The organism is Mucilaginibacter sp., from assembly GCF_036383575.1.
Taxonomy (GTDB): domain Bacteria; phylum Bacteroidota; class Bacteroidia; order Sphingobacteriales; family Sphingobacteriaceae; genus Mucilaginibacter.
Genome location: NZ_DASVOB010000743.1, coordinates 1 through 1,736, shown reverse-complemented (window position 1 = coordinate 1,736; position 1,736 = coordinate 1). Strand labels below are relative to the sequence as shown.

The 1,736-nt window shown below is 42.9% G+C and carries 3 protein-coding genes; 2 read left to right on the top strand and 1 reads right to left on the bottom strand.

Annotated features, from left to right (window positions below; translation table 11 throughout):
- Positions 1–140 precede the first annotated feature (140 nt).
- Positions 141–440 (bottom strand): YciI family protein, encoded by a 300-nt coding sequence (locus tag VF500_RS26655; protein WP_330862578.1) that lies wholly within the window; start codon positions 438–440, stop codon positions 141–143.
- Positions 441–581: 141 nt separating this feature from the next.
- Between VF500_RS26655 and VF500_RS26650 the strand changes: the two genes are divergently transcribed.
- Entirely contained in the window at positions 582–1,082 is a 501-nt protein-coding gene (locus VF500_RS26650; protein WP_330862577.1) for a DUF3859 domain-containing protein, read from the top strand.
- Between the two features lie 77 nt (positions 1,083–1,159).
- Positions 1,160–1,510 carry a nuclear transport factor 2 family protein gene (locus tag VF500_RS26645; RefSeq protein ID WP_330862576.1) on the top strand — a complete coding sequence of 117 codons (351 nt, stop codon included), beginning with the start codon at positions 1,160–1,162 and terminating at the stop codon, positions 1,508–1,510.
- Positions 1,511–1,736: the final 226 nt, after the last annotated feature.

The window sequence follows — 1,736 nt, the reverse complement described above, 5'->3', positions numbered from 1 at the left end:
CCCAGGTAATTATGGCTATTATCACCATCAATGCATGGAATCGCATAGGTATAGCTACCGAGCTTCAGCCACCGCTTAATTAAGCTTTTAATTTCATTGTTTTAATAAGAAGCCGCCTGTGCAAACGGGCGGCTTTGTTATCAATTACATTCGGCAGGCAAAATCGGCATCATCAACGCCACTTCATAACTACCCAGCGCATTGGCCGGGTCATTAGCTATCAGTTCCTTTACGTGGGCTTCATCATCTACAGCCAGGATCCCTAAGCCATAAACACCTTTCGGATCGAAAACAGGGCCGAAGACGAGCACCAGTCCTTCTTTCATTTTTCCTTTCAGGTATTCGGAATGTGCTTTCATGATGGCCCGCTCATCGTCGGTCATATCATTCGGAAACGTTGGACGGTTTCCAACCAGCTTTATAACGAAATGCTTTTTCATAGCAATAAATTTAGGCTATTTTTTGATCCAATAGTCCGGGTGATTGTTACTTTAGTGAAACCATAAATCTTTACAAAATGATTAAACCTTTATCACCTGGAATAGTCCTGTTACTTTACTAAAACCATAAATCTTTACAAAATGATCAAACCTTTATCGCTTGGCTTAGTTGCCTTCTTGCTGCTTATCAACGCACGAACAAACGCCCAGCAAACAGTAGTACACACATTTGAAATTACCGAAGTAAGCTATGGTATCTATACTTCAAAAACAGTAGCCAAAGAACCTATGGCCGGGTCGCCGACGGGCAACCATAACGTGACAGCCCCTTCAATACTCGTAAAAAAAACGCTAAGGGTCCCGGCTAAATCAGGCATCAAATTTGGTGCTGATTACAAAGTATCGGCCGACGGCAATGAGACTGTTCCTGTTGAAGTTGAATGGATATATCCGGAAATGCATGATCCTGCCGGGAGAATCACAAATACAAGCTTAAAGTACCCCCTGGCTATCCCCGCAAACATGGTTAATAACAGCAGTTATACCCTCGAAAAAAAACACGAAGTTTTAAAAGGCAACTGGGTGTTAAATATTTACCATGACGGCAAAATAGTTTACAGTAAAAAATTTCAACTGTATTAAAACTTCTGTTCAAAGTACTGCTTAGGAATAATTATTGTTAGTTACATAACAACATTGTAAACCAAAAAACAATTCCTATGACAACAGAAGCAAACGCCCCACTGGGCAGTGCCAACGAGGTAGTACTGTCATTTATAAAAGCACTAAACGAAGAAGATTTTGCAACAGCACGCAATTGTGCCGACGACGATCTTAAATTTATAGGTGTGCTTGGTCACCGCGATGGCGCCGACGCTTATTTTACCGATACGCAACGGATGAAGCTGAAATATGATATTAAACGTGTGTTCAGCGATGGGGATGATGTATGTATCTTTTACGATATTGAGATGGGCAGCACTACCATATTCAGCTGCGGCTGGTACCATGTTATTGATGGCAAGATAAATTCTATCCGGGTGATGTTTGACCCGCGGCCCTTATTGTAGGTTACAAAATAAATTACCTGCCCATAAATCCAGACTTACGAAGTTTTAAAAACTTCGTAAGTCTTCAATAAAAATGGGGGCCATGCTGAGCCAGTCGAAGCATGGTGGGCACGGCCTCTGCGAACGCCCCTTCGACAGGCTCAGGGTGACAGGCCATCTAACGTACCATCAGGGACTCTCGCAGAGGACCCTGATGTATACGCCATGCAGATTCCTGCTCCGGAAC

Coding starts and splice junctions, on each gene's coding strand:
- VF500_RS26645 (WP_330862576.1), top strand. CDS start 1,160: ATGACAACAGAAGCAAACGCCCCACTGGGCAGTGCCAACGAGGTAGTA.
- VF500_RS26650 (WP_330862577.1), top strand. CDS start 582: ATGATCAAACCTTTATCGCTTGGCTTAGTTGCCTTCTTGCTGCTTATC.
- VF500_RS26655 (WP_330862578.1), bottom strand. CDS start 440: ATGAAAAAGCATTTCGTTATAAAGCTGGTTGGAAACCGTCCAACGTTT.